This is a genomic window from Paenibacillus sp. PL2-23, from assembly GCF_040834005.1.
Taxonomy (GTDB): domain Bacteria; phylum Bacillota; class Bacilli; order Paenibacillales; family Paenibacillaceae; genus Pristimantibacillus.
Genome location: NZ_CP162129.1, coordinates 2,590,616 through 2,612,451, shown reverse-complemented (window position 1 = coordinate 2,612,451; position 21,836 = coordinate 2,590,616). Strand labels below are relative to the sequence as shown.

Sequence of the window (21,836 nt, the reverse complement as noted above, 5' to 3'; positions counted from 1 at the left end):
ACCTACTGGAAGAGAAAGATCGTTTTGATTTCCTGGAACAAGTCATTAAGCAGCCGAACAACCATAAACAACACCACTACAAAGCCGATAACCGTTACCCAATGCGCCATATCTTCCTTCCCCATCTGCTTCAGAACGGAATGAATCATTGCGATAATGATGCCGATTCCAGCGATTTGAAAGATGGCGCTGACATCCATATTCATAAGTAGCGCACCCTCTTACACCATCAAAATGATGATCAGCACAGCGAGTAATGCTCCGAGACTCTTCCACATCTTCTCATATCGCCTTTGATCGTCTCTTGCCGTCTCTTCTTCTGCCTGCAGCTGCATGACTGCCAATCGCAGATGCTTCATCTGATCCTCCTTGTCGCTAATGCCAAGCGTTGAGCCGAGCCTAAGCAGCACGCCCTGCTCGCTGGGCCGTAGCGAGGTTTCCTTCCAGCGAAGCTTGATCGCTTTCTCCCAGCACTGCTGGAAGGTCAAGCCTTCCGCCTGCGCTAGCAATAGCGCCGTCTCGTTCAGCATGGCCGCAACCGGTTCCTCAGTGGCATGGGCCGTACGCTCCAGCGCTTCCGGCAATGGCGTATGGCCATAGCCGATCTCCGTCTCCAGCCGCTGCAGCGCGTGCACAAGCATCCTGATCTGCTTGGGCCGATCCGCGAACCGGGCCGCCTGCTGGAAGCCAATCAGCGTCCCCGCTATCAGGATAAGCATCGCTCCCAGCAGCTTCATGGCTCTCCCGCCCGGCTTCGCGCCGCGGCTGTGAGGCCAAGCAATCCGAAGCCTTGCGGCTGATCTCTTCCCTTTGCCCCGGATGGCTGGGATGACAAGACGCCTCCCGCATTCGTAATGCGATGCATGATGCCGTCCGCCGTTCGTCTCAGCTCAACCAGATGAGTAAACGTCCCGCTCTCAATCAGCTTCGCCAGCTCGGGACGACCCTTGGCGTCCTGCACATCGTACGCGTGAGCGGTCGCCACCACGCTTACTCCCGCATGGCTCGCTTCACGTATGGCGTCCGCGTCCTCCGGCCTGCCGATTTCATCCGCGATCAGCACCTCAGGCGACATGGACCGCAGAAGCATCATCATGCCCTCCGCCTTGGGACAGGCATCCATTACATCCGTTCGCGGACCGATATCGAAGGTCGGGATGCCTCGGACGCATGCGGCAATCTCGGAACGCTCATCTACAATGCCAACCTTCTTGCCCAGAAACGAGAACGGCTCCAGCACGCCTGAGCAGCCGTAGCTGAGCGATCGTGCGACATCCCGCACAAGCGTCGTCTTCCCCTGCTGCGGCGGTGCAAGAATGAGTGTGGAGCCGATGGTGCCTTTGCCGGAGTCCATAAGCTTCGGCAGCAGATGGGAGGCGGCTCCGATGACCTCGCGCGCGATTCGAATGTTGAAGCCGCCAATATCGCGGATGCCCCTGACCATGCCGCCGTCCAATATCGTCCGGCCGGCCAGTCCAATTCGATGGCCGCCGGATACGGTAATATAGCCTCTTCGGAGCTCCTCCTCCATTGCGTATAAGGAATAGTTGGTAATGCGCTCCAGCAGCTTGCGGCATTGCTCCGGTGTAGGCCTGACCGCCCCTTCGGCGTGCAGCTTCAAGCTCCCGTCCGGCGCGATAAATCGGAAGCCGCCCCGGTACGCGATTTCCAGGGGACGGTTCTCTCGTATGCGTATTTCCTCCAGTGACCCTTTAACCTCCGCAGGCAGATCCTCCAGCAGCCTCTTCAGCTCCAGCGGCAGCAAATGGGAAACATGGGACAACATTTATCCTCACCCCCGACGTTTGTCTAAGTTGTTACGCAAAGTCTGATGTCGTTACATATGTATGCTTGTCTTATGAATTTATGAATGAAATCGATAGAATAGGAACTCTACTATTTTTTTAATATGCCGATCATGAGACAAGTAACGCCCACAGCCACCCATATGAATTTGGAGGCGGAGAGCTTATCTGACAGCCCTACCAGCCCAATCGTCGTTGTTGCGAGCAGGACAAGCGGACCGACAAGCGCCAGCGATGAATTGACGAGGAGCGCCTTGTCAATTTGATTGAAGCGGAGCATGATGAGTGCCGCGCATATCTCAATGCTGCCCGACAGCAAACGAAGCATCGCCATGCTCAGGACAATTTTGTTCAGCAATCCCGTCACCCCCCTTCGTTCTTAACGTCATGCTTATCTATATGCTTGCTTGTCTTCCTTTCATGACGGACACCAGCCCAGCGAGGGCTGCATATAGTGAAGGGTACATTCATCAAGCATGCGGGGAGAATGGGAAAGATGAGAATTGCCGAACTGGACAACTGGCATCCGCTGTTGCAAGACCCTAGCTGCAAGCGCGGCCAAGCTCGAAGCCAAGGACTTGGCAAAACGATGGTTATCGACAAAGGCATGGGACTTTATGCGTTCAAGGATTTTTTGGAGGTCGCCGGATCTTACGTCGATATTGTAAAGCTGGGCTTTGGTACGGCCGTGCTGTATGACCAGGAGCTGCTTCGCGAGAAGCTGCAGCTGGCGACCGCCCGCGGCGTCATTACCATGCCGGGAGGCACGCTGCTGGAGGCTGCGATAGAGCAAGGCGCCGTTGGCTCTTTTCTGGATACGATATGCTCGCTTGGCTTCACCGGCGTAGAGGTGTCGGACGGCACCATCGAGATCGACCGTATCCGGAGAACGAGGCTGATCAAGGAATGCGCAAGGCGGGACCTGACGGTCACTACCGAATATGGCAAAAAAGCCGCGGGCTCGCTCATCGACCCCGAGGAGCTGGCCTTCACCGCACATTGCGATTGGGAAGCCGGAGCGGAGCTGGTGACGGTAGAAGCGAGAGAATCGGGGACTAATGTCGGCTTATTCGACAAGAATGGCGAGTGCAGGACCGATGTACTGGATGAGGTATTGCAAAAAATCGGGCAAAGCGGCGCGCTCATGTGGGAGGCCCCCCTCAAGAGCCAGCAAGCGGAGCTGCTGCTCCAGTTCGGAGCTTCCGTGCATCTGGGCAATATCGCGCCCGCGGATGCGCTATCCCTTGAAGCCATGCGCAGAGGCTTAAGGTCCGATACCTTCCACTTCGGGCAGCGCCCGGCTTTCACCGATTATATGATTTAAATCCATATGGGATTGACCTTTTTGGAGAAGGAAGGAAACAGATCATGCAGGTCCAAGTCATATCCAGCGTGAAGGAAGCCTGCTCGGCTAAATTTACGCAAAAAACGGCAATCGCCATCGATGTGCTTCGTGCCACCAGCACGATCGTGACCGCACTATCGGCTGGGGCGGCCAGCATTGTTCCCGCGGAAACAGTTATGGATGCCCGGGCGATGCAGCGGCCTGGCGACGTGATGGGCGGAGAGCGGTTCTGCCGCAAGATCGCCGGCTTTGATCTAGGCAATTCCCCGAAGGAATATTCCGAGCTCGCCGTGAAGGGACGCAGAGTCATCCTGACGACAACGAATGGCACAAGAGCCATTCACAAATCGATGCGAGCGGACTATGTCCTCGCCGCGTCCCTGCTGAACGCAGAAGCATGCGCGCGCGCTGCTGTGGAGCTGAAGCGGGACGTCGTTATATTATGCGCCGGCAGCCATGACGACTTCGCCATCGAAGACGGCTTATGCGCGGGTCTGCTTGTGGAGCATATGAAAGCAATCAGCCCGGCACCTATTGAATGCGACGATTTTGGGTTTGCGATGCATGCCATGTACCGGGAACGCGCTTCGCGCATTCTGGAGACGCTGCGCTCCGGCCAATCCGGCAGAAGGCTGCAGAAGCTGGGGTCGAAGGGAGATATCGACGACTGCGCGAATGTGGATTCGCTGCCAATCGTGCCATGCTTGAATGGGGAACAAATCATAGTGAGGCGGTCTATCTCTTAAGACATAATGCAGAGACCTCGTCCATATAATGAGCGTAGGCGGCCCCAAGGGCTCGCCGTCTTAATCCAAGACAGGAGCTCTGCCCCATGATAGGTGAAATCATTCTTGTTGTACTCATTGTGATAGGCGTCATTGGCCGATCTCCAATCCTGGCGACGGCAGCTTGTCTGCTGCTGGCTGTGAAGCTCGTTCATCTGGAGCGATATTTGCCGACGATCGAACGCCGCGGACTTGAGCTCGGCCTGCTCTTTCTGACGCTCAGCGTGCTTGTCCCATTTGCCTCCGGCAAAATTCAGCTCAAGGATTTTACTGCTGTCCTGACATCCTGGCCAGGCATTCTGGCGTTAATGGGCGGCGCGCTCGCCACCTATATTAACAGCAAGGGGTTGGACCTGCTGAAGTTCGATCCCCAGATCGTCGTGGGTCTGGTGCTCGGCTCCATAGCCGGCATCGTGTGCCTGCGCGGCATCCCCGTTGGTCCGCTTATGGCAGCCGGCATTACAGCGATATTGTACAAGCTGTTCAAAATGCTGGGCGGCCCATTATAACGCCAATCCGCAAACAAAGGGTGTCCCGGAGGACACCCTTTGTTCAAATATAAGTTAGTATAAGTTTTCTCTATACTGGGTTATCTGCGTTCGGAAGGACCGCCGACAAACGCCTGCTCCGCTGTATCCAGCCCGTAAGCTGTGTGCAGCGCTCTAACCACATCATTCAGAGGCTGCGCGTCGATTACGCAGGAGCACTTAATCTCCGAGGTACTTACCATCTTAATGCTGACTCCTAGCCCGGAGATGGCATTGAACATCTGTGCCGCAACGCCCGGATTGCTGACCATGCCAGCGCCGACAATGGATACCTTCACGAGACCCGCCTCCGAGGTTGTCTCCCGATAAGGCACAGCCCCACGAATGCCTTCAATCACGCCAATCGCCTTCTCCCGATCATCGCCCGACACAGTGAAGGAGAAATCAGCCTTGCCGTCCTGCACTCCGCTCTGCACAATGATGTCCACGTCGATGCCGTTTTGGGCCAGGGCGCCAAATACGTTGGCGAGCACTCCCGGCACGTCCTCGACGCCCATAATGCTAATTCTTGCTACGTTTTTGTCAAATGCGATGCCGCGTACGACAACCCCTTGCTCCATGACCGCATCCTCCTTCACACTTGTACCTTCATTTTGGGTGAAGCTCGAACGAACAACGAGCTTTACGTTATAATGCTTCGCGTACTCCACCGCGCGAGGGTGCAGCACAGCCGCTCCCAAATTCGCCAGCTCCAGCATTTCATCATACGAAATTTCATTCAGCTTGCGCGCGTTTTTAACTACGCGCGGATCTGTTGAATAGACGCCGTCCACGTCCGTATAGATTTCGCATACATCCGCCTGCAGAGCGGCTGCAAGCGCGACCGCAGTCGTATCCGAGCCTCCACGGCCAAGCGTCGTAATTTCACCCTCCGGACTCATGCCCTGAAACCCTGCGACTACCGCAATGTTGCCGTCTTCAAGCGCACTGTTAATGCGCTGCGGCTGAATATCCGTAATTTTGGCTTTGCCAAACACGCTGTCCGTCTGCATACCAGCCTGCCAGCCTGTAAATGACATCGCTTTACCGCCCAGCTGGTGTATAGTCATCGCAAGCAACGAAATCGAAATTTGCTCGCCGACGGTCATGAGCATATCCATCTCCCGGGTAGGCGGGTTTAAGTTCAGTCCCTTGGATTGATCAATCAGATCGTCAGTCGTATCGCCCATAGCGGAGACGACGACTACAATATCGTTACCTTCCTGCTGACGCTCCAATATGCGTCTTGCCACGCGCTGCATTCTCTCCGGCGTACCGACAGAGCTGCCGCCAAACTTCATCACGATCAAAGACAAAGCTGCCTCACTCCCAACCTTGACATCTACATACAAGTAAATATTATAGCACAGGAGCCCGGAAACGGGTATAGATTTAACCAAAAAAGCCGCCGGGCCTCACCGGAATCGGCAAGGTGCGGCGGCTTATGAGCCCAAATGGATTACGCTCTGGAAATATATTTGCCTTCGCGAGTGTCGATGAGCAGAACGTCCCCTTCATTGATGAAGAGCGGCACTTGCACGTTCAGGCCTGTTTCGACCTTGGCATTTTTGGTAGCGCCCTGCGCTGTGTTGCCTTTCACGCCTGGCTCCGTCTCCACAACCTTCAGGTCTACGCTGTTCGGCATTTGGATGCCAAGAATTTCGCCCTGGTAGCTGCTGATATTAACGTTCATATTTTCTTTGAGGAAGTTCAGCTCCCACTCCAGCTGGTTCTTGTCCAGATTGAACTGGTCGAACGTCTCGTTGTCCATAAACGTGTATTCGCTGCCGGAGTTGTACAAATATTGAACCGCGCGGTTCTCGATTTGGGCGCGGCCGATCGTTTCGCCGGCGCGGAAGGTTTTTTCGACGACGTTGCCGTTGCGGAGGTTTTTCAGCTTGGAACGCACGAATGCTGCGCCTTTGCCCGGCTTCACATGCTGGAAGTCCAGAACGGTGAAGATGTCGTTGTCTACTTGTACGGTTAAGCCTGTTTTAAAATCGTTTACTGAAATCATTGCTGATTCCCTCCTGAATAAGTTGTGCCTATCCCAGGCAGATAAGTTCCTTCGGGGATGAGGTCAATATTTTAATACCGGATTCCGTTATAACGATGTCATCCTCGATCCGCACGCCGCCAAAGCCGGGGATGTAGATGCCAGGTTCAACCGTTACAGTCATGCCGGGGGTTAAAATCGTGTCGCTAAGCTTGGACAAGCGCGGCGCCTCATGAATTTCCATGCCGAGACCATGTCCCGTGCCGTGGCCAAAGTTGTCGCCGTAGCCGTACTTCGTAATAATATCCCTGCATAGAGCATCGGCTTGCAAGCCTGTCATGCCTGGCTTGATGTGAGCAAGCGCGTGCAGCTGCGCCTCAAGGACAATGCTGTAGATGTCCTTGTGTCTGTCGCTCGGCTTGCCAATTACGACAGTCCGCGTTAAATCCGAGCAATAGCCATTGTAATACGCACCGAAGTCCAGCTTCACGAATTCGTCCGTACCGATGCGGCGGCTGCTGGCAACGCCATGCGGCAGAGCCGATCGTTCGCCGGAGGCGACAATCGTATCGAAGGAGGAGCTCGTCGCTCCGTGACTGCGCATGAACACTTCCATCTCAAGCGCAACGTCCGTCTCCTTCATCCCGGTCGCAATCACACCGGTAATATGCTTGAATGTGCGGTCGGCCAGCTCGGCCGCTTCCTGCATCACCTGAAGCTCCGAGTCATCCTTAATCATACGCAGCTTCTCCACAAGACCAGCAGCCGGCTTCAAATCGATGCCGCGAAGCGTTCCGCCCCACTGCAGGTATTCGCCGTAGGTTACATGCTCCTGCTCGAAGCCAAGCTTATGAATGCCCGCCTTCTCCAGCAGCGACCGAATGTCGCCAAGCGGACTTGTGCCGTGCTCAATGACCTGAAAGCCTTGAAGCTGCTCCGCCGCCTGCACCCGATATCGGAAATCGGTCAGGAAATAGCTGGCCCCAGAAGTGATGAGCGCATAACCTGCAGATCCTGTAAATCCCGTTATGTACCGCCTATTGTACGGGCTTGCGATTAACAGCGCCTCCAGGCCGTTCTCGTCCAGAAGCCCGCGCAGCCTTTGTACTCGCTCCATGGTCATATGGTTCTCCCTCTCAATCGTTGCTGCTATCGCGTCCCAGCGTACGGTGCAGCGCATCCAGCGCCATGAGATAGCCCTGGGCGCCAAAACCGGCAATTTGGCCGACAGCCACTGCGGCTACCACCGAATGATGCCTGAATGCTTCTCTCTTGTGAATGTTGGACAAATGAACCTCAACAACAGGCAGCGCGACCGCGCTAAGGGCGTCGCGAATGGCGTAGCTGTAATGCGTCCATGCGCCGGGATTGATGATGATCCCGTCCTCCTGGCCATAAGCGCCCTGTATGCGGTCAATCATCGCTCCTTCATGATTGGTCTGGAAGAACGACAGCTGTACGCCCAGCTCGTCCGCCCGAGACTTCACCATGGCCTCGATGCCCGCCAGCGTCTCGCTGCCGTATACACCAGGCTCCCTGATGCCCAGCATGTTCAGGTTAGGACCGTTAAGCACTGCGATTCTGAGCATGCCTGAACCCCCCAAGCTTCGTTATATCCCGGTCTTCTCCAAGATCATTAGACATTTTACCACAAATGCCCTCCGCTTGAGAAGTAAGAAGTCAACTCTTCGCTCCCATCGGCTCCCGCGACGCCTCATCCGTGAATTCGAACGCGATGGAAAATCCGATAAACAGTCCCCAAATCGTGAAGATGCAGGCCTCTGTGAAGATGGTATTCCAGCCGATTTCATTGAGCCACCCCGTCATGCCGAGAAGCGGACCGACAGCGGCGAAGATGATCGCCCACCAAGCGAGGCCATAGAAGATGCCGGCCCAAGGTCCCTTGAGCTTGCCCAGGATCACCTTGTACAACAGCGCCATCAAAACGGAGAATACCATAAATCCAATGATGCTGATCAGGATGCCCCAGCCTGTGAGCAGGAAGGCCTGATCCAGGAAATTGTCCAGCAGAAAGCCTGGAATCACTCTCGTAAAATTCATTTCGTAGCAAATCCACCGCAATACGCCAAAAAACAATCCCGCAAAGAGGCCAATTCTCATGGGGAACAGCCACGGACTGGTGCGATGCCTCTTCTCCTTGTCATGCGACTTTGAACCCGCTTGCTTATGCATGCTGCTCTCTCCTTTATTCGCTCTTCTTGTCTTCAATCCCATGGGAAGGGCTTCCGAAGCTCTACCGCTAGTATGCGATAATCCCGCCGAACCTAACCGTTTGCCATCCTGCCTCGATTGGTTCTCCTCGCGTGCATTTGCGAATCAGATCAAGTACAATAGCAGTATATCGGAATAGAAGAACTATCAAGGAAGGTGGCACTCACTTGTCTCAAGATCCACGGAACATTTATGGCGGACAAGCCGTCATTGAAGGCGTCATGTTCGCCGGGAAACATGTGAACGTTACGGCCGTTCGGCGCAAGAACGACGAAATCGTCTTTTACGAGGTTCCTCGCAAAACCAGCCGCTGGATGCAGCCGCTCAAAAAAATTCCGTTTGTCCGAGGCGTTGCCGGCATTCTGGACTCCAGCGCGAAGGGCTCTCAGCATTTAAATTTTTCGATGGAGAAATATGCGGAGGACGAAGCCGCGGAGGAGGAAGCCGCCTCCGGCTCGAACGAAGCCAAGGCGCAGACGGCTGCGGCGGCACCCCAGGAGGACAAAAAAAGCGGCTTCAGCGCAGGCATGATTGTTAGCGTAGCGGTCGCAGGCGTTCTTTCTTTTATAGCGGGCAAAGTCATCTTCACTGGCGTTCCCGCCATTCTGGAATCGCTGCTGTTCGAGGGGTTATTCGAAAGCACCATCGGTCATAATTTAATAGAGGGTCTTATCAAAATCATTATGCTTCTGGCTTACCTGTATTTTATTTCGCTCACGCCGCTCATTAAGCGGCTGTTCCAATACCACGGAGCCGAGCATAAGGTGATCAGCGCATATGAAGCCGGCGAAGAGCTGACGGTTAGCAATGTGCAGAAGTACAGCAGACTCCATTACCGCTGCGGCTCCAGCTTTATCGTATTCACAGTCCTTGTCGGCGTTGTTATCTATTCGCTGCCCTTCTTCACTTGGGACACGATTTGGGAGCGCGTTGTCATCCGGCTTGCCCTGCTGCCCGTCGTGCTTGGCGTTTCGTATGAAGTTCTGCGCGTCACTAACGCAATGCGGGATTTGCCCGTGCTGCGTTACTTGGGATACCCCGGTCTATGGCTGCAACTGCTGACGACCAAGGAGCCCAAGGATGACCAGGTAGCCGTATCGATCGCTTCCTTCAATAGAATGAGAGAGCTTGACCGTCAAATGACCACAACCTCGTAATTTGAACGAAAGGCGTGATTTACGATGTTCAATCGCTCGAAGCGTCCCGGCAAATGGGATGTATGGGCCATTATTCTAGTCGCCCTATTCGTCATCGGATTGATTGTAGGACTTATGGACAATCTTATAAGCTTCCTGCTGCCCATCGTTATACTGGGAGGAATCTTCCTTCTGTACAAGTATCCACCGTCCTTTCTGGGGGGCAAGCGCAGGGGTCCGAGCTATGTGAAGCACAGCGCCTCGGCGTCCGCCGCGCCGAAGCAGAAGCCCAAAGGTAATCGTCCCAAGTCCCGCAACGTGCCCTTCCGAGTTATCGAAGGCGGCAAGGACGACGACGATACCCCCAAATATCATTAGAGAACGCAAAGAAGGTCAGCGGAGCATGATGCTCCGCTGACCTTCCTTGTGCAAATATAAGAAAGTATACGTTTTCTCTATACTGGGCTTATATTTCAACGCGTAACGTATGCTGCTCCGCCAAAGGACGGTGCAGCCGTTTACGCTTGGTGGTATGTATTATTCCGTCTCATCCATCAGCGAGCGCAGAGCCTTCAGCTCGTCCAATCTGGCGCTGTCTCTTCTGAAGTATTCGACAAGCGTTTCGATGCAGGTAATGGAATCCCAGCTCAGATGATGCTCGATTCCCTCAACATCCTTATAAATATTTTCCTCCTGGACGCCGATTGTTGTCAAAAACGACTCCAGCAAGTGATGTCGGTCAACAAGCCTCTTCCCCATCTTCTTGCCTTTATTGGTGAGAACAAGCCCCCTGTATTTCTCATAGATGAGGTAGTTGTCCTTATCCAGCTTCTGAATCATCTTTGTAACGGAGGAGGGATGCACTTCAAGCCCTTCCGCAATATCGGACACACGAGCATATCCTTTTTCGTCAATCAGTTTATAGATTCGTTCCAAGTAGTCTTCCATGCTCGGAGTCGGCACCTTAGAACCTCCTAACCATTCTTACTACGCCTCGGCGTTGCTCTAAGTATCATACACTGTAATTCCTGCAGTCTGCAACCCGAAGTGGGAACAGCGGCCGCTTATCGGGGGCCAAGCTTGAAGTTTCCAGACTATACAGGGCAGCCCGCAAGCATACTAACAGCACAGGAGCACTCATTGCCACTACAGCCTACAAGGGGGTCGCCCACATGGTTCAACAGCTGCAAGAACGGCCGCCTCGCGTCGATCGTTCGTCACTTTCCTTTGTCCCTGAGCTTGTGTATTTCGAGCCGGCATCACTTGATTATCCCAAGGGACGCCAAATCTTCGATTGGGTCACCCGAGAAGGCATCCCTTACCGTATGACCACCTCCCACAACCGCATTACCAATTTGCCGGGCGACACCGAGCTTGAGCAATACAAGATCGCCAAGCAAACATTAGTTGTAGGGCTTCGCAAAACGTTGAAATTTGACACCTCCAAGCCCTCAGCGGAATATGCGATCCCTATCGCAACCGGCTGCATGGCCCATTGCCATTATTGCTACCTGCAGACCACCCTGGGAGCGAAGCCTTATATTCGGGTTTACGTTAACATGGACGACATTCTGGAGGCTGCACAGGGATATCTGGATGAAAGAGCGCCTGAAATCACTCGGTTTGAAGCCGCCTGCACCTCGGACCCTGTAGGACTGGAGCCCATTACGGGAAGCTTGCGGGAGGTCATTGAATTTATGGGGAATCAGTCCTTGGGCAGGCTGCGCTTTGTCACGAAATTCCATCATGTCGATTCGTTGCTGGATGCCAAGCATAACGGACATACGCGAATTCGGTTCAGCGTGAACAGCAAATACGTCATCAAGCATTTCGAGCCCAAAACGTCGCGTTTCGAGCAGCGGATCGAAGCGGCTGCCAAATGCGCCGCTGCAGGCTACCCCATCGGCTTCATTATTGCGCCCATTATTTGGCACGAGGGCTGGCAGGAAGGTTACGCCGAGCTGCTGGAGTCCTTGGATCAAGCGCTGCCTCATGACGCGAGAGGGGATCTGACCTTCGAGCTGATCCAGCACCGCTTCACTAAAACAGCCAAAAACGTGATCGAAAAACGGTATCCCAAAACAAAGCTTGAGATGGATATCGAGAAGCGCAAATACAAATGGGGACGCTGGGGGCAAGGCAAATATGTGTATCCCGACGAACAAGCGGACGCGCTCCGCATGTTTATATCGGAGCACGTCTTCGAGCGTTTTCCAGAATCGCGAATCGAATACTTCACATGACTAAAACTTCATCCATTCCGGCGTAATCAGGTTAAGCCAAATCGTAATTTTGGTCATTTGATCCGTGAAGAGAAGAATGCCCATCAGAATCATTACGGCGCCGCCGATTTTCATCACGAGCGAGGAGTAGCGAAGAATCCACTTGGCCGTGCCCAGGAAAAAAGCAAGCACAAAAAAAGGAATCGCAAAGCCGAGAGCATAAGCGGTAGTCAAGGTAAACCATGTGCCTGGCTCCGAAGCCGCAAGGCCAAGGATGGCTGTCAAAGCCGGACCGATGCATGGGGTCCAGCCCGCGGAGAAGCCAATTCCGAATATGAATGAGCCAACGTAGCTCGCTTTTTTGGGCACAAAGTCCATTCTGCGCTCCTTCATCAGCAGACGCGGCTGGAATATACCCATAAGGAACAAGCCCATCAATATAATCAGAATAGCCGATAATTGCCGAATAAGGACGTTATATTCGCTGAAAAACTCGCTGAATACGTTTGTTCCGTATCCAAGCGTGTAATAGACCGTGCAGAAGCCCAGCACAAAAAACAACGTATGCGTCATCATGAGCATGCGTTTTTTGGCGGTCATACGCTGGGCGTCCTTCAGCTCTGCGACGGATATGCCGGTTATGTAGGACAAATAAGACGGGTACAAGGGCAGACAGCAGGGGGAAACGAAGGAAGCGAATCCCGCTCCGAATGCCAGCCACATATTAACGTCAGTCAAGCTTGAACACCTCTCTCTGGCGTGTCTCGTGTCGCCGACTACCCGCCTGCGCGGAAGCTTCGTTTGAACAGCAGGAGCAGCAGCAGCATTGCAATAAGCAGCAGGACAATGGTGCCTCCCGGAGCCAGGTTCCAGACGCCGGCAATCATAAGTCCGGCAATGACGGCCAGCTCCCCAACAGCAATAACGATCATCATGCCTGACCTGAAGCTTCTTGCGATAATCAGGCTGCAGGCAGCAGGTATGGTAAGCAAGGCTGACACCAGCAGCGCCCCGACAATCTTGATGGCCACGCTTATGACCAGAGCCGTAAGCACGCTAATCATAACATTATAGTATCGGACGGGCAAGCCGCTGACAGAAGCCGCCTCCTCGTCGAAGGTAAGCAGGAACAGCGCTTTGGATTGCGAGATCATTACAATAAGCACGATTGCCGTCACAATGCCAATTGTATACAAATCCGTCCCGTCCAGCGTATAGATGCTGCCGAACAGGTAGCTGTTGACGTCCATCATGCTGTCCCCAGCGGTGAATAGAATGGATGCCAGGCCAATCCCGCCCGCCATAATAATAGCCAGGGACAACTCGGCGTAGGTCTTGTACGCCTTGCGCAGCTTCTCAATCGCGAAGGATGCCGCAATCGCGAACAGCAATCCCACAGCAATGGGGTAGAGATTGGTTAGAAAACCAAGCGCCACTCCCGCAATGGCTACATGAGACAAGGCATCTCCAATCATGGACAACCTGCGCAGCACAAGGAAAAATCCCATAAGCGGCGCTGTAATGCCAATCAGCAGGCCGCCAAGCAGCGCTCTTTGAAAAAACTCGCTAGTTACGATCTCCAACCAAAACAACCTCTCTCCCGCTGTCCATCTGCTCCCTCAGCTCCTTGAGACTATGCGCCAAATCGCTTTCGACGCAGTTCTGGGTGTCATGCGAATGGCGAATATGAAACTTCAGCTTGCCTGCGGAAGACGCAGGCTCCTGGCCCAGATAATTGCGAATCATCTCCATATCGTGTGTAACCATTAGGAACGTCATATTATGATGCTGATGCATATGCTTGATCATATGAAAGAAGCTTTCCTGAGTTTCGGCATCAATGCCGACAGTGGGCTCGTCCAGTATGAGAAGCGATGGATTGTTAATGAGCGCTCGCGCCAGAAATACCCGCTGCTGCTGTCCGCCGGACAGCTGGCCGATCTTCTTCTCGTGCAGATCCATAATGCCCATCGCGTCCAGAGCGTCCTCCGCCTTGGTGTGATCCGCTTTGGACAGTCGCTTGAACAAGCCTTTGCTCCCGTATAAGCCGGACAGCACCACCTCTCGCACCGTCGCCGGAAATTGCGGGTTCAGCGCGTTCTTCTGTGGCACATAGCCCACTCGCTCCCAATCCTTGAACGACTGCAGGGGCTGTCCGAACAAACGAATTTGTCCCGCGCTTGGCTTAAGCAGTCCAACGATCATACGGAGCAGCGTCGTCTTGCCGGCGCCATTGGCTCCGATCAAGCCAATGAAATCCCGCTCCTTGACGCCGAAGCTGACATCCTGCAGCACCAGCTTGTTCTGGTACGAGAACGACACTCCCTCCACGCTTATGACCTCGCGATGGCAGCTTGCATCGACGTTTTTCATTGTCTGAAGCTCTGGCATGGACTTTCCCTCCTTACAGCAAAAAGTGGAGCTGTGGGTCAGCTCCGCCATTCGCAATCCTCTTTATTGTAAGCCTTGAATCAAATTTTGCAAGTTTCGTTCCATAAGAGACAGATAGGTCTCTCCCGCCTTCTCCTGCTCCTTGGTCAAGCCTTCCAGCGGATTCAGCACCATCGTGTCCACATCCGCCTCGCTCGCGAGCGTCTTGGCCAGCTGATCAGACACCAGCTCCTCGAAAAACACATAACGAACGCCGTTTTCCTTCACGAACTTCGCGATACGGAGCAGGTCCTGCGCCTTTGGCTCCGCCTCTGGGCTTAGACCCATTATAGCGACCTGCTTAAGGCCGTAATCATGGGCCAGGTAGCCGAACGCTTGATGGGACACAACCAGGTTTTTTTGCGTAACGGACTTGAGGGCCGATTCATAATCCGCATCCAGCTTCTGCAGCTTGCCAAGCAGCGCTTCATAGTTAGCTTCATAATATTCCCGGTTGTCGGCATCGGCTTCGATCAGCGCGTCTTTTACATTGCCGGCAAGAATAATGGCCGACTTGGGACTGACCCAGGTATGGGGATCAATCGCATGGTCATGTCCATGCTCGTGCTCATGAGCGTGCTCATCATGCGAGGTGCTCTCCTCGTCTGCGTCCAGTAACGGAATGCCGACGCTCATCTCCTTGATCGCTACGCTGCTGTCCTTGGACAGTCCCTTCTGGAAGTTATCCATCCACTGCTCCAGGCCTACCCCATGATACAGCAGCAACTCAGCCTCAGACGCCACCGTCAAATCACGGCTCTTCGGCGTCCAATCATGCGGCTCGATGCCTGCGGCAATGAGGTTCACAACCTCAGCTCGCTCTCCCCCGATTTCACTCGCTAGGAAATAAAGCGGGTAAAAGCTTGTAACCACCTTCAGGGCAGGCTCTGGGGCAGGCGTTGGCTCCTCCGTTGCGGCAGTCGGGGCTGTGGTTGCGCCTGTCGTCGGCGAAGCCGTCGCATTGGCTGTACCCTCAGCAGCCGAGTTATTGTCGTTATTGGAACCGCCGCAGCCCGCAAGCAGCAACATAAGAATTGCAGCCGCAATGGCCGCGTTTATTTGATGTCGCATCTCCATACACTCCGATACTATCTTTTTAGTAATCGTTATGATTACGTTTCGAATTATATGATGGATACAACAGCCTGTCAACGATAAATATTGGAATTGCTCCTTGTGATTATTTCACAACGGCGCCATTCGGCATGCTGTCAGGCACTGTGGCAAGGTCAAGCTGGTCGCCGTGCGAGGCGGCCAATATCATGCCTTGCGACATCTCGCCGCGGAGCTTCACCGGCTTCAGATTCGTAACGCAAATGACTTTGCGGCCGATCAGCTCCTCCGGCTTGTAGAACTTGGCGATGCCGGACACAACCTGGCGTTGCTCGTAGCCAAGATCCAGCTGCAGCTTCAGCAGCTTATCCGCCTTCGGCACCGGCTCCGCTGCCAGCACCTGGGCAACGCGCAGCTCCACCTTAGCGAAGTCGTCAATGCCAATCTCCTCCCTGTCCGACGGTGCGGGAGCGGCTTCAGCGCTCTTCTCAGCCGCTGGCGCTGCGGCTTCAGCAGCCGGCTTCACGCCGCCGCTCATCGACGAAGCGATAAAGCTTGCCTCCGCCTCCATATCCAGTCTTGGGAAGATGGGATCTCCTTTTACCACCTTCGTTCCGCCGGGAAGACGTCCGAATGCTTGCATGCTTTCCCAAGTGGTCAGCTCTCCAGGCTTGATGCCCAGCTGTCTCCACATTTCCACGGGAGCATGGGTCAGGAACGGCTGGAGCATGATGGAGATGATTCGCAGCGATTCGGCCAGATGATGCATAACCGAAGCAAGCTCCTTCTTTTTGCCTTCATCCTTCGCCAGCGCCCATGGCTGGGTCTCGTCGATATATTTGTTCGTGCGGCTGACGAATTGCCACAGAGCGGACAACGCCACCGAAAACTCCATCCGTTCAAGCGCGTCCTCCACCATCGTCACCGTCTCGTTCGCCAGCGTCTCGAGCGGCGCGTCGAACGGCGTGACTGGACCGGCATAGCCCGGTACGAGGCCGTCAAAATATTTGTCAATCATAGCGACTGTACGGTTCAGCAGATTGCCAAGATCGTTCGCCAGGTCGAAGTTGATCCGCTCTACGAAGTTTTCCGGGGTGAACGCGCCGTCCGCGCCGAACGGCACCTCGCGCAGCAAGTAATAACGAAGCGCATCCAGACCAAAGCGGTCGATCAGCACCACCGGGTCGATAACTGTGCCTTTGGATTTGGACATCTTGCCTTCCTTCGTCAGCAGCCAGCCATGCGCGAATACCTTCTTCGGCAGCGGCAAGTCCAAGGCCATCAGCATAATCGGCCAGTAGATCGTATGGAAGCGAACGATCTCCTTGCCCACCAGGTGGACGTCGGCAGGCCAGAACTGCTTGTACAGACTATCGCCGCCTTCTTGGCCATAGCCGAGTGCTGTGATGTAGTTCGATAACGCGTCGATCCAAACATAGATAACATGCTTGGGATCTCCGGGAACCTTTATGCCCCAGTCGAACGTTGTCCGCGACACCGCCAGGTCCTCCAGACCCGGCTTAATAAAGTTGTTGATCATTTCGTTCTTGCGGGATTCCGGTTGAATGAACCCCGGATACTGCTCGTAATGCTGGAGCAGTTTGTCCGCGTATTTGCTCATGCGGAAGAAATAGCTTTCCTCCTTCACCAATTCGACGGCGCGCCCGCAGTCCGGGCATTTACCGTCAGCCAGCTGGCGCTCCAGGAAGAAGGATTCGCATGGCGTACAATACCAGCCCTCGTATTCGCCCTTATAGATGTCATCCTGCTCCAGAAGCCTTTGAAATATAGCCTCGACAGCCGTTTTGTGCCGCTCCTCCGTTGTCCGGATAAAGTCATCATTCGAAATTTCGAGCTTGCTCCACAGCTCCTTAATGCCAACCACAATATCGTCGACGAACTGCTGCGGCGTTTTGTCATTCTCCTTGGCCTTGCGTTCGATCTTCTGGCCATGCTCGTCCGTTCCGGTCAAGTACCATACCTTGTAGCCGCGAAGCCTCTTGTAACGAGCCATCGCGTCGCCGGCTACCGTCGTGTAGGCATGCCCGATATGCAGCTTGTCGCTGGGATAATAAATCGGAGTTGTAATATAAAACGATTTCTCTTCAGCCATTTCAATTCCCTCCAGGATCAAATAGAGTCAAATGTTCCAGAAAACACAAAAAGCTCCCGTCCATCATGGGACGAGAGCGCTTAGCTCACGTGGTGCCACCCAACTTCCGGCCGCGCTTACTGCTCGCGTTGCCGCTTCATGCGCCGTCCGTCGACGGCAGCGTCCTTAACGCGGACGATACGCCCCATCCTTACCCTGCGCCTGAAGCGCCTGGCTCGAACAGAGTGCCTCCCGGACCATCTTCCAGCTTCATCCCTTGCCGGCTTTCACCGTACTGCCCGGCTCTCTGCGAAGGGCTCTCCGCTGTACTCATCCATTCACTGGCAACTATATTGAATAAAATATACCGAATCCGGCGCCCCGCTGTCAAGGCGAGCTCTACGGCACGGGATCATAACCGCCCGGATGGAAGGGATGGCATCTCGCGATTCGTTTCGCCGCCAGCCATGTACCCTTCGCCGCGCCATGGCGTTCAATGGCTTCCAGCGCGTATGCGGAGCATGTCGGATAGAACCGGCAGGAGGGCGGCAGGATGGGCGAGATCACTTTGCGGTAAACATGAATCGGCGCCTGGACAACCCGGCGAACCATTACGCTTCTGCCCCGCTCCGTCATGCCTGCGGCGCTGCCGCTTCTTCCTGGGCACAATCCTTGCAATAGCCGAATACCTCGAATTTATGCTTAACGACGCGGAAGTCCTGCGGAATGGCTGTCTGCTCCATGGGGCAGAAGGTGATGGGATACGTATGGCCGCATTGCAGGCAAATCATATGGTGATGATGATGCTCCTCCCGGCAGTGCAGCTTGAATTTGACGCCATCCTCAAACATAATCTGTTCAAGGACGCCCAGCTCCTCCATCACGCGCAAATTCCGGTACACCGTATCGAAGCTGAGACCAGAATACGTTTTCCCCATATATTCATAGACATCCTTCGGTGACAGATAGCCTGGCGTATCCGCGAACAGCTTGGCGAGCGTCTTCCGCTGGTCTGTTACGCGCAAGCCGCGACTCGACATTCGCCCGACGATTTCTTCTACAGTTTGCATAGCAGATCCTCCGAATTGAATAGATTCTATTCTCATAATGCCCAAAAAAAAAGCTCTCGTCAATGAGAGCCGGTATGAACAGCCTGTTAACCGTTCACTTTCATATTAATAACGATGCTGGCGCACATCGCCGCGAATAGCAGCACAGCGATTGCCGCCATCACATTTCGTCTGCCCTTCAGCGTCTTCACCCGATCCTCTGATGCCTCCTGCAGCCTTCCGATCGTAACCGCTCTCTGCATGAACAAGCATATGATCAGCGACGCGACGAACAGCATGTTGACAACAAACCACACCGCAGTCCAGAACATGTTCAAACCTCCGCTATACGTACCATTTGTTCAAAATAAACATAAACACGCTGAAGCTGATGATCGCTCCGGCGAAGCAGAACCAGCCTGTCCTGAATTTCTGCTGGAACATACGCAGAATGCCCAGACTTAGAAGTCCGAATATAAGCAACAAAAAAACGACGCCAAGTATAAATAACGAAGCAGACACACTGCTTACATCTACCAATGACACGAACGACACCCCTTTAGTCCCAATAGGTACACTCCACTAGCCATTATAAGGGAAGCCCCGCTTATTATCCAGCTTTACGCGACTCGAATTCCGTCGATTATGTGACAATTCCAGCATGAATAGGCAGGTGGCTCGCCGCACCCTGCCTATTTCAACCAATGAACCGCATGCTCATGGAACATTCGCGAGCCTGCTCTTTTCCGCAGCTTCACGTGAAGGGTGCCTTCGCTGACACTTGCCCGGCAAACCCGGGGCTTCACCAGCTTAGGCAATCTGACAAGCTCATGCTTGCCGCCTGGCAGGCCTTCAATACGCAGAGCGTCCTCTCTCACCAATACGCGAAGCGATCCTTGCTCCGTGCCGGGCGGCAGCTTCAGCGTGACGCTAATATATTGTTTGGATTCCTTGGTTGCGGCGGCTCCCGTGCCGGTTATACGGCCAGCGATTTCGGGCAGCGATTTGGTCATCATTCTTCTGACGAATCGCTCCACCCAATCCGGCTCGCGCAGCACCTCAAAGCCTCTTGGCAGCTGCTGCCCCTCCATCCATCTCTCCAGGTCATCCCAATTCGAAGACATACACGCGTTCACCACCCTCCCGGCGCTCATAAGCCAGCATATGCGAATGCCCAGCGTTACGATACTTACCAGGAAGTCACCTCTGGGCGAATGCCGCATAGACTATAGGAGAGATGACATGAATGGGAGTGATACGCTATGCCAGCCGTAGTCGGTTTTGTCAAAGTCGTAAGCGTAGGATCAGGCTCCATCGTCCAGTTCGGCGACACGCTCCAGGTTTCGCCTTCCAGCAACTCCAAGACATATGCGGGCTCCGGCTCCTTTTTGACGGGCAGCCTGACGAATTCCAATAACGCCGTCAGCGCTACCAACTCATTGGATCCCGACCTTCAGGACAATGTGAATGTGCCGAACGGAGCGAATATCGTATGAGCCTGACCATTTATCAGACCATCACAATCAAGCAATTGCGGGTTGACAGCGTGGCGAACAGCTCAGTTCTGCAGGTCGGCAGCGCCGGCTCGATTCGCTCCTTATCGCAGCTGTATAATACGGGAGGCTTCACGGGTCCTGCTCCCGAGCTTACGGGAGAGGATAACCCGCTGTCCTTCGTGCCTCTGCCTAACCCCGCATAGCACCGGGCAAGTCTCCGGCGAACGAGAGGAGCGTGACAGGATGAAGGACGACAGCCAGCTATCCCCCTGGGAGGTATGGTCTTATCAGGTGCAGCAGAAGCTTCAGGCCCAGGATAACCGTATCGCCGCTCTGGAGGAGACGGTCGTTGAGCTCACCGCGCGTCTGAAGAAGCTGGAAGAGAAACCGAAATATACGATTGAGAACATCCAATATCATTTCGATCAGCTGAAGGTCGAGAAGCTGGAGGGCACGCTGAATATCGGCATGTCCGCCCCCGAGCTTGATGCTGTGGAAAAAAACGAACAGGGGGAAGCGATGGACAGCGTTGGACAGCTCTCGCTGGGCCAAGGCAACGTGTACCCTGCCGCCAATGCGGTCCAGAGCCAGCCAGGCGCTCCGTTCCAGGACGTGCTGGCCAGGCTGAACAGCTTCCTGGACTCCGAGGCTCATGGGCTTATATTAAACCATGAGCAGGAGCTGGAGCTTCCTCTGGATCCCTATCATCGCAGAATCATCGTCGAAGACATCCGCAAGCAGATGCCGTCGCGGATTCAATATTATATGCAAGCTTCGCAAGCAAGCGCTCAGGATTCCGCCGCGCTGTACCCCGATCTGATTGCGAACCGCATCTATGACAAGACAAGAAGAGACGCAGAAGCGGCCATCAGCGCCTATATGAAGAGGCTCAAGCAAGGCAATGCGGATATAGGAGGTTAACGATAGATGCCTGCCATTCAGCTTCATGTAACGAATCACACGTTAGCCGTAGGTCAAATTGAAGTGCTGGGCGTTTCCAGCGCTTCCATGCTTCAAATCGGCGATACAGACCGCATCCAATTAAATTCGATGTTCGACACGCCCCCGGAGTCTGTCATCGTAGGACCTCTCGCCCCATTCCCGACGCCTGAGGGCGCAGACGATGCGATTGGAGAGTCAAGTGTCCAGACTCTCTGACGCCGCTTATCCGTATCGCACCTCTCAGGTGGGAGCATTATGCATAATCAGCGCCGCCTCCTCAGCGGCGATACAGATCGGGGACCGAGGAGAGACGCGCGCAACACTCAGGGCGCTTGCCGTTCAGCGCAAAGAGGATCATACGGAGGCCGGCAATGTCTATTTCGAATCGTATTCCATCTTCAGCAAGCCCTATGCGATCCTAGTAGATCCTACGGCTGATGAGGAGGATATGCCAGCGGCCTTCAGCCATGCCGAGCCTTGCATCCGGGTCGGCTATATCCGAATCATCGCGGCGGGCAGTGCAGCCAGCGTTCAACTGGGCAACAGCAGACTGGTAGGCGGCGACTCCCGTATTAAGCACATTCGCCAATTTCCAAAGCAGCAGCCTGCTCCTCTTCCCGATGACGCTATAAAGTGAAGAATGGAAGCTTAATATAAGCCCAGTATAGAGAACACTTATACCTTCTTAAATTTTAACAAAGGCTGCCTGCATCCGCGGCAAATACC

Annotated in this window: 31 protein-coding genes; 11 read left to right on the top strand and 20 right to left on the bottom strand. The window is 54.2% G+C overall.

The features are described from left to right. Window positions 1-2: 2 nt before the first annotated feature. The 4 genes from spoIIIAC to AB1S56_RS11065 form a co-directional block, all read right to left on the bottom strand. Window positions 3-206 carry a stage III sporulation protein AC gene (gene spoIIIAC, locus AB1S56_RS11080; RefSeq protein WP_119799452.1) on the bottom strand — a complete coding sequence of 68 codons (204 nt, stop codon included), beginning with the start codon at window positions 204-206 and terminating at the stop codon, window positions 3-5. A gap of 15 nt (window positions 207-221) precedes the next feature. Further along, complete coding sequence (gene spoIIIAB / locus AB1S56_RS11075) at window positions 222-737, bottom strand: stage III sporulation protein SpoIIIAB (RefSeq protein WP_340867782.1); 516 nt, start codon at window positions 735-737, stop codon at window positions 222-224. Then, window positions 734-1,786, bottom strand: coding sequence for a stage III sporulation protein AA (gene spoIIIAA / locus AB1S56_RS11070; RefSeq protein ID WP_340867783.1), 1,053 nt, complete (start codon window positions 1,784-1,786; stop codon window positions 734-736). The genes spoIIIAB and spoIIIAA overlap by 4 nt, the downstream gene beginning before the upstream one ends. Before the next feature lie 110 nt (window positions 1,787-1,896). Next, the gene (locus AB1S56_RS11065) at window positions 1,897-2,163 is read right to left on the bottom strand and encodes a YqhV family protein (RefSeq protein ID WP_340867785.1); all 267 of its coding nucleotides are present in this window, start codon (window positions 2,161-2,163) and stop codon (window positions 1,897-1,899) included. Window positions 2,164-2,301: 138 nt separating this feature from the next. Here AB1S56_RS11065 and AB1S56_RS11060 point away from each other — a divergent pair, with 138 nt between their 5' ends. The 3 genes from AB1S56_RS11060 (at window position 2,302) to AB1S56_RS11050 (ending at window position 4,444) form a co-directional block, all read left to right on the top strand. Continuing rightward, window positions 2,302-3,129, top strand: a complete 828-nt coding sequence (locus AB1S56_RS11060) for a phosphosulfolactate synthase (RefSeq protein ID WP_340867786.1) — start codon at window positions 2,302-2,304, stop codon at window positions 3,127-3,129. A gap of 44 nt (window positions 3,130-3,173) precedes the next feature. Continuing rightward, window positions 3,174-3,896: a 2-phosphosulfolactate phosphatase gene (locus AB1S56_RS11055; RefSeq protein WP_340867788.1), complete on the top strand. Its 723-nt coding sequence runs from the start codon at window positions 3,174-3,176 to the stop codon at window positions 3,894-3,896. Between the two features lie 86 nt (window positions 3,897-3,982). Continuing rightward, window positions 3,983-4,444, top strand: a complete 462-nt coding sequence (locus AB1S56_RS11050; RefSeq protein WP_340867790.1) for a DUF441 domain-containing protein — start codon at window positions 3,983-3,985, stop codon at window positions 4,442-4,444. An 80-nt stretch (window positions 4,445-4,524) separates the two neighbouring features. Here the strand turns inward: AB1S56_RS11050 and AB1S56_RS11045 are convergent, their stop codons facing one another. The 5 genes from AB1S56_RS11045 to AB1S56_RS11025 all read right to left on the bottom strand — a co-directional run bounded on the left by AB1S56_RS11045 (window position 4,525) and on the right by AB1S56_RS11025 (window position 8,651). Then, window positions 4,525-5,778: an aspartate kinase gene (locus AB1S56_RS11045; protein ID WP_340867791.1), complete on the bottom strand. Its 1,254-nt coding sequence runs from the start codon at window positions 5,776-5,778 to the stop codon at window positions 4,525-4,527. 143 nt (window positions 5,779-5,921) lie between these two features. Then, on the bottom strand, window positions 5,922-6,479 hold the full coding sequence (gene efp, locus AB1S56_RS11040) for an elongation factor P (protein WP_340867793.1): 558 nt from the start codon (window positions 6,477-6,479) through the stop codon (window positions 5,922-5,924). Window positions 6,480-6,507: 28 nt separating this feature from the next. Next, the gene (locus AB1S56_RS11035; RefSeq protein WP_340867795.1) at window positions 6,508-7,581 is read right to left on the bottom strand and encodes a Xaa-Pro peptidase family protein; all 1,074 of its coding nucleotides are present in this window, start codon (window positions 7,579-7,581) and stop codon (window positions 6,508-6,510) included. Window positions 7,582-7,594: 13 nt separating this feature from the next. Then, on the bottom strand, window positions 7,595-8,047 hold the full coding sequence (aroQ, locus tag AB1S56_RS11030; protein WP_340867797.1) for a type II 3-dehydroquinate dehydratase: 453 nt from the start codon (window positions 8,045-8,047) through the stop codon (window positions 7,595-7,597). 91 nt (window positions 8,048-8,138) lie between these two features. Continuing rightward, on the bottom strand, window positions 8,139-8,651 hold the full coding sequence (locus AB1S56_RS11025) for a YqhR family membrane protein (protein WP_340867799.1): 513 nt from the start codon (window positions 8,649-8,651) through the stop codon (window positions 8,139-8,141). Window positions 8,652-8,857: 206 nt separating this feature from the next. Here AB1S56_RS11025 and AB1S56_RS11020 point away from each other — a divergent pair, with 206 nt between their 5' ends. Together AB1S56_RS11020 and AB1S56_RS11015 are read left to right on the top strand one after the other, a co-directional pair. After that, window positions 8,858-9,847 carry a DUF1385 domain-containing protein gene (locus AB1S56_RS11020; RefSeq protein WP_340867801.1) on the top strand — a complete coding sequence of 330 codons (990 nt, stop codon included), beginning with the start codon at window positions 8,858-8,860 and terminating at the stop codon, window positions 9,845-9,847. A 24-nt stretch (window positions 9,848-9,871) separates the two neighbouring features. Beyond that, window positions 9,872-10,204, top strand: a complete 333-nt coding sequence (locus tag AB1S56_RS11015) for a hypothetical protein (protein WP_340867802.1) — start codon at window positions 9,872-9,874, stop codon at window positions 10,202-10,204. Window positions 10,205-10,363: 159 nt separating this feature from the next. Here the strand turns inward: AB1S56_RS11015 and mntR are convergent, their stop codons facing one another. After that, a complete protein-coding gene (mntR, locus tag AB1S56_RS11010) occupies window positions 10,364-10,789 on the bottom strand; it encodes a transcriptional regulator MntR (RefSeq protein ID WP_340867803.1) in 426 nt (141 codons plus the stop codon). A 209-nt stretch (window positions 10,790-10,998) separates the two neighbouring features. Here mntR and splB point away from each other — a divergent pair, with 209 nt between their 5' ends. Beyond that, on the top strand, window positions 10,999-12,069 hold the full coding sequence (splB, locus tag AB1S56_RS11005) for a spore photoproduct lyase (RefSeq protein ID WP_340867804.1): 1,071 nt from the start codon (window positions 10,999-11,001) through the stop codon (window positions 12,067-12,069). Here splB and AB1S56_RS11000 read toward each other — a convergent pair whose 3' ends face one another. The 10 genes from AB1S56_RS11000 to AB1S56_RS10955 all read right to left on the bottom strand — a co-directional run bounded on the left by AB1S56_RS11000 (window position 12,070) and on the right by AB1S56_RS10955 (window position 19,796). Then, on the bottom strand, window positions 12,070-12,786 hold the full coding sequence (locus tag AB1S56_RS11000) for a cytochrome c biogenesis protein CcdA (protein ID WP_340867805.1): 717 nt from the start codon (window positions 12,784-12,786) through the stop codon (window positions 12,070-12,072). A 38-nt stretch (window positions 12,787-12,824) separates the two neighbouring features. Next, on the bottom strand, window positions 12,825-13,631 hold the full coding sequence (locus AB1S56_RS10995; RefSeq protein WP_340867807.1) for a metal ABC transporter permease: 807 nt from the start codon (window positions 13,629-13,631) through the stop codon (window positions 12,825-12,827). Beyond that, entirely contained in the window at window positions 13,615-14,439 is an 825-nt protein-coding gene (locus AB1S56_RS10990) for an ABC transporter ATP-binding protein (protein WP_340867808.1), read from the bottom strand. The genes AB1S56_RS10995 and AB1S56_RS10990 overlap by 17 nt, the downstream gene beginning before the upstream one ends. A gap of 63 nt (window positions 14,440-14,502) precedes the next feature. Continuing rightward, the gene (locus AB1S56_RS10985) at window positions 14,503-15,549 is read right to left on the bottom strand and encodes a metal ABC transporter solute-binding protein, Zn/Mn family (RefSeq protein WP_340867809.1); all 1,047 of its coding nucleotides are present in this window, start codon (window positions 15,547-15,549) and stop codon (window positions 14,503-14,505) included. A 109-nt stretch (window positions 15,550-15,658) separates the two neighbouring features. Continuing rightward, the gene (gene metG / locus AB1S56_RS10980; protein ID WP_340867810.1) at window positions 15,659-17,644 is read right to left on the bottom strand and encodes a methionine--tRNA ligase; all 1,986 of its coding nucleotides are present in this window, start codon (window positions 17,642-17,644) and stop codon (window positions 15,659-15,661) included. 378 nt (window positions 17,645-18,022) lie between these two features. Next, window positions 18,023-18,235, bottom strand: a complete 213-nt coding sequence (gene yidD / locus AB1S56_RS10975) for a membrane protein insertion efficiency factor YidD (protein ID WP_340868016.1) — start codon at window positions 18,233-18,235, stop codon at window positions 18,023-18,025. 20 nt (window positions 18,236-18,255) lie between these two features. After that, window positions 18,256-18,693, bottom strand: coding sequence for a Fur family transcriptional regulator (locus AB1S56_RS10970; RefSeq protein ID WP_340867812.1), 438 nt, complete (start codon window positions 18,691-18,693; stop codon window positions 18,256-18,258). Between the two features lie 86 nt (window positions 18,694-18,779). After that, window positions 18,780-19,004, bottom strand: coding sequence for a hypothetical protein (locus tag AB1S56_RS10965; protein ID WP_340867814.1), 225 nt, complete (start codon window positions 19,002-19,004; stop codon window positions 18,780-18,782). 13 nt (window positions 19,005-19,017) lie between these two features. Continuing rightward, a complete protein-coding gene (locus tag AB1S56_RS10960) occupies window positions 19,018-19,218 on the bottom strand; it encodes a hypothetical protein (protein WP_340867817.1) in 201 nt (66 codons plus the stop codon). Window positions 19,219-19,364: 146 nt separating this feature from the next. Further along, a complete protein-coding gene (locus AB1S56_RS10955; RefSeq protein WP_340867819.1) occupies window positions 19,365-19,796 on the bottom strand; it encodes an Hsp20/alpha crystallin family protein in 432 nt (143 codons plus the stop codon). A 138-nt stretch (window positions 19,797-19,934) separates the two neighbouring features. On the opposite strand from AB1S56_RS10955, the gene AB1S56_RS10950 reads away from it, so the two are divergent. The 5 genes from AB1S56_RS10950 to AB1S56_RS10930 are packed head-to-tail and all read left to right on the top strand — an operon-like array spanning window position 19,935 to window position 21,747. Next, window positions 19,935-20,168 (top strand): spore germination protein, encoded by a 234-nt coding sequence (locus AB1S56_RS10950; protein WP_340867821.1) that lies wholly within the window; start codon window positions 19,935-19,937, stop codon window positions 20,166-20,168. Then, complete coding sequence (locus tag AB1S56_RS10945; RefSeq protein WP_340867822.1) at window positions 20,165-20,371, top strand: spore germination protein GerPB; 207 nt, start codon at window positions 20,165-20,167, stop codon at window positions 20,369-20,371. Before AB1S56_RS10950 ends, AB1S56_RS10945 begins: the two co-directional genes overlap by 4 nt. A 40-nt stretch (window positions 20,372-20,411) precedes the next feature. Continuing rightward, window positions 20,412-21,089 carry a spore germination protein GerPC gene (gerPC, locus tag AB1S56_RS10940; RefSeq protein ID WP_340867823.1) on the top strand — a complete coding sequence of 226 codons (678 nt, stop codon included), beginning with the start codon at window positions 20,412-20,414 and terminating at the stop codon, window positions 21,087-21,089. 6 nt (window positions 21,090-21,095) lie between these two features. Continuing rightward, window positions 21,096-21,326, top strand: a complete 231-nt coding sequence (locus AB1S56_RS10935; RefSeq protein ID WP_340867824.1) for a hypothetical protein — start codon at window positions 21,096-21,098, stop codon at window positions 21,324-21,326. Continuing rightward, window positions 21,292-21,747 carry a spore germination protein GerPE gene (locus tag AB1S56_RS10930; RefSeq protein ID WP_340867825.1) on the top strand — a complete coding sequence of 152 codons (456 nt, stop codon included), beginning with the start codon at window positions 21,292-21,294 and terminating at the stop codon, window positions 21,745-21,747. Before AB1S56_RS10935 ends, AB1S56_RS10930 begins: the two co-directional genes overlap by 35 nt. Window positions 21,748-21,836 lie beyond the last annotated feature (89 nt).

Excerpts from the sequence above, each read along its gene's own strand:
- aroQ (WP_340867797.1), bottom strand. The coding sequence starts at position 8,047 with ATGCTCAGAATCGCAGTGCTTAACGGTCCTAACCTGAACATGCTGGGC.
- AB1S56_RS10950 (WP_340867821.1), top strand. The coding sequence starts at position 19,935 with ATGCCAGCCGTAGTCGGTTTTGTCAAAGTCGTAAGCGTAGGATCAGGC.
- spoIIIAB (WP_340867782.1), bottom strand. The coding sequence starts at position 737 with ATGAAGCTGCTGGGAGCGATGCTTATCCTGATAGCGGGGACGCTGATT.
- gerPC (WP_340867823.1), top strand. The coding sequence starts at position 20,412 with ATGAAGGACGACAGCCAGCTATCCCCCTGGGAGGTATGGTCTTATCAG.
- AB1S56_RS10965 (WP_340867814.1), bottom strand. The coding sequence starts at position 19,004 with ATGTTCTGGACTGCGGTGTGGTTTGTTGTCAACATGCTGTTCGTCGCG.
- spoIIIAC (WP_119799452.1), bottom strand. The coding sequence starts at position 206 with ATGAATATGGATGTCAGCGCCATCTTTCAAATCGCTGGAATCGGCATC.
- metG (WP_340867810.1), bottom strand. The coding sequence starts at position 17,644 with ATGGCTGAAGAGAAATCGTTTTATATTACAACTCCGATTTATTATCCC.
- AB1S56_RS11025 (WP_340867799.1), bottom strand. The coding sequence starts at position 8,651 with ATGCATAAGCAAGCGGGTTCAAAGTCGCATGACAAGGAGAAGAGGCAT.
- AB1S56_RS10970 (WP_340867812.1), bottom strand. The coding sequence starts at position 18,693 with ATGCAAACTGTAGAAGAAATCGTCGGGCGAATGTCGAGTCGCGGCTTG.
- AB1S56_RS10935 (WP_340867824.1), top strand. The coding sequence starts at position 21,096 with ATGCCTGCCATTCAGCTTCATGTAACGAATCACACGTTAGCCGTAGGT.
- AB1S56_RS10955 (WP_340867819.1), bottom strand. The coding sequence starts at position 19,796 with ATGTCTTCGAATTGGGATGACCTGGAGAGATGGATGGAGGGGCAGCAG.
- splB (WP_340867804.1), top strand. The coding sequence starts at position 10,999 with ATGGTTCAACAGCTGCAAGAACGGCCGCCTCGCGTCGATCGTTCGTCA.
- AB1S56_RS10985 (WP_340867809.1), bottom strand. The coding sequence starts at position 15,549 with ATGCGACATCAAATAAACGCGGCCATTGCGGCTGCAATTCTTATGTTG.
- AB1S56_RS11050 (WP_340867790.1), top strand. The coding sequence starts at position 3,983 with ATGATAGGTGAAATCATTCTTGTTGTACTCATTGTGATAGGCGTCATT.
- AB1S56_RS11035 (WP_340867795.1), bottom strand. The coding sequence starts at position 7,581 with ATGACCATGGAGCGAGTACAAAGGCTGCGCGGGCTTCTGGACGAGAAC.
- AB1S56_RS10930 (WP_340867825.1), top strand. The coding sequence starts at position 21,292 with ATGCGATTGGAGAGTCAAGTGTCCAGACTCTCTGACGCCGCTTATCCG.
- AB1S56_RS10945 (WP_340867822.1), top strand. The coding sequence starts at position 20,165 with ATGAGCCTGACCATTTATCAGACCATCACAATCAAGCAATTGCGGGTT.
- efp (WP_340867793.1), bottom strand. The coding sequence starts at position 6,479 with ATGATTTCAGTAAACGATTTTAAAACAGGCTTAACCGTACAAGTAGAC.
- yidD (WP_340868016.1), bottom strand. The coding sequence starts at position 18,235 with ATGGTTCGCCGGGTTGTCCAGGCGCCGATTCATGTTTACCGCAAAGTG.
- AB1S56_RS11055 (WP_340867788.1), top strand. The coding sequence starts at position 3,174 with ATGCAGGTCCAAGTCATATCCAGCGTGAAGGAAGCCTGCTCGGCTAAA.
- AB1S56_RS10990 (WP_340867808.1), bottom strand. The coding sequence starts at position 14,439 with ATGCCAGAGCTTCAGACAATGAAAAACGTCGATGCAAGCTGCCATCGC.
- AB1S56_RS11015 (WP_340867802.1), top strand. The coding sequence starts at position 9,872 with ATGTTCAATCGCTCGAAGCGTCCCGGCAAATGGGATGTATGGGCCATT.
- AB1S56_RS11060 (WP_340867786.1), top strand. The coding sequence starts at position 2,302 with ATGAGAATTGCCGAACTGGACAACTGGCATCCGCTGTTGCAAGACCCT.
- spoIIIAA (WP_340867783.1), bottom strand. The coding sequence starts at position 1,786 with ATGTTGTCCCATGTTTCCCATTTGCTGCCGCTGGAGCTGAAGAGGCTG.